This is a genomic window from Sulfurihydrogenibium yellowstonense SS-5 (assembly GCF_000173615.1).
Taxonomy (GTDB): Bacteria; Aquificota; Aquificia; order Aquificales; family Hydrogenothermaceae; genus Sulfurihydrogenibium; species Sulfurihydrogenibium yellowstonense.
In genome coordinates, this window is the sequence record NZ_ABZS01000222.1 from 1 (window position 1) to 2132 (window position 2132).

Annotated in this window: 2 protein-coding genes; both read left to right on the forward strand. The window is 31.8% G+C overall.

Annotated elements, in window-relative coordinates:
• Positions 1 to 901 (forward strand): YeiH family protein (locus tag SULYE_RS07790; protein ID WP_007548228.1); only part of this gene is annotated, 901 nt, incomplete at its 5' end.
• Positions 902 to 905: 4 nt separating this feature from the next.
• Complete coding sequence (locus SULYE_RS07795) at positions 906 to 1337, forward strand: universal stress protein (protein WP_007548229.1); 432 nt, start codon at positions 906 to 908, stop codon at positions 1335 to 1337.
• Positions 1338 to 2132: the final 795 nt, after the last annotated feature.

Sequence of the window (2132 nt, forward strand, 5' to 3'; positions counted from 1 at the left end):
TATTATCGGTTTAATTGTAGGTAATTCAATTAAAATTCCGGAAGTTTTAAAACCGGGAATTAACTTTTCTTTAAAGAAAATTTTAAGAATTGCTATTATCTTCTTAGGATTTAGGCTAACGTTCCAAAACGTTATCGACGTCGGTCTTGAAGGAATTATAATCGATGCAATCATGCTTATAACAACGTTTTTACTTGGAGTTTATGTATCTAAAAAAGTTTTTGGTCTTGATGAACAAACAAGCTATATGCTTGCGTCCGGTTCTTCAATATGTGGTGCATCTGCAGTATTAGCAACTGCTCCAATAGTAAAGGGACAAATGCATCAAGCGGCTATGGCAGTAGCTACTGTTACAATCTTTGGAACGATTTCTATGTTTTTATATCCTGCTGTTTATAAAGCTGGTTTACTGTTAGGAATGGATGATGCTTTATATGGTATTTATGCCGGTGCAACGATTCATGAAGTAGCTCAGGCTGTTGCTGCAGGCTTTGCTGTATCTGATGTTGCAGCAAACACAGCGACAATTTCAAAATTAACAAGAGTAATAATGCTTGCTCCACTGCTTATAGTTTTAAGCTTTTTCTTTGCAAAAAAACATGCTACACATGGAGTAAATTTAAGAGAAATTCCAATTCCTTGGTTTGTATTTGGTTTTATTGCAATGATTGGAATAAATTCCATGTCAGTTTTAGACAAATCTTATGTTAACATAATTAACCAAGTAGATACGTTTTTATTAACTATGTCTATGGCAGCACTTGGAATTGAGACTAACATTGAAAAAATGAAAAAAGCTGGCATGAAGCCAATCTATGCAGCATCAGTTCTATTTTTATACCTATTTTTCGGCGGATACATAGTTACAAAAGTTATTCATACAGTATTTAACGGAGGGTAATTTTATGTTTAAAAAAATTGTAGTTGCTTATGATGGGTCTGAAAATTCTTTGAAGGCATTAGATAAAGCTATAGAGTTAGCTAAATGCAATAATGCTGAGTTGCACGTAGTAGGCGTTGTAAGAATGTTCGAATTTGCTATTATAGATTATGTTTCTCCTGAAGAGATTGAAGAGTATGAAAAACAAGAGATCTCTAAGGAAGAGAAATATTTGAAAGAGGCTATCCAAAAAGTAAGCCAAGCAGGTCTAAATGGAACTTACAAAGTTATGGAGGGCGATCCAGCAGAAGAGATAATGACTTATGCTGATGAAGTTGGAAGTGATTTAATAGTAGTTGGAAGAAGAGGTGTTGGTGGATTTAAAAGATTATTAATAGGAAGTACATCTTCAAACATAGTTAAGTATGCTAATCAATCAGTTTTAGTTGTTAAGTGAATAGGTAAGTGTGTTCTAAGATTCCTGTAAGTTTATCTTTCCGTGTCATCCTGAGGCTGTAAAGCGGAAGGATCTCTTTTTTGATTTTTTAATTTGAAAAGAAAAAACATGAGATTCTTCGCCGGCTTCAGAATGACAACTTTGATTTTTGGAACAGTCTTTAAATTTTGCTTGACAGGTTAAAAATTTTTTTGTATATTTATGTTAGCTTTTTAATTTTTAACTGTAACTTGGCAATTGAATAGGTTAACCCGCACAAGCTTATTTTACGTGATAACGTAAGACGTGAGAAGTGAGACGTCGAAGATTGGTTTATCAATATCTTAGCTTTTTTTGTTTGATTGTGTGATGGCTTAGTGAGATGATTTATAAGTCAGTAAAGCTAAAGTATTGGTAATGTAATTTTATTTTTTGATGTTTGATTTGAGCTTGTGTAATGATGGTTTGAAAGGGATTTTTTGAAGAGTAATTTTAAGTATTTGTTAAATTAAACTTTTTAACTTTGAAATTTTTAATGCTTAATTTTTTGAAAATTTGTAATTTTTTATTTTAAAATTTTTTAAGATCGGCAAGTTAAAGAGTGATATTTGCAGCGGGCTTCTGAGTTTTGGGTTTTCAGCAATTGGCTTATGATGGGAAGTTAAAGGATAAAATATAATAATATATTTTCTGTATATCGAGGTTTGCTGCAAAAAACTTCAACTTGCAGGTTTTTTAAAAATTTGGTATAATGGTTGTCAGAATGTTGATAGAGTAAGTTATAAGCGATTTTATTTTTGAATAAAAATTTAACGG

Excerpts from the sequence above, each read along its gene's own strand:
- SULYE_RS07795 (WP_007548229.1), top strand. The coding sequence starts at position 906 with ATGTTTAAAAAAATTGTAGTTGCTTATGATGGGTCTGAAAATTCTTTG.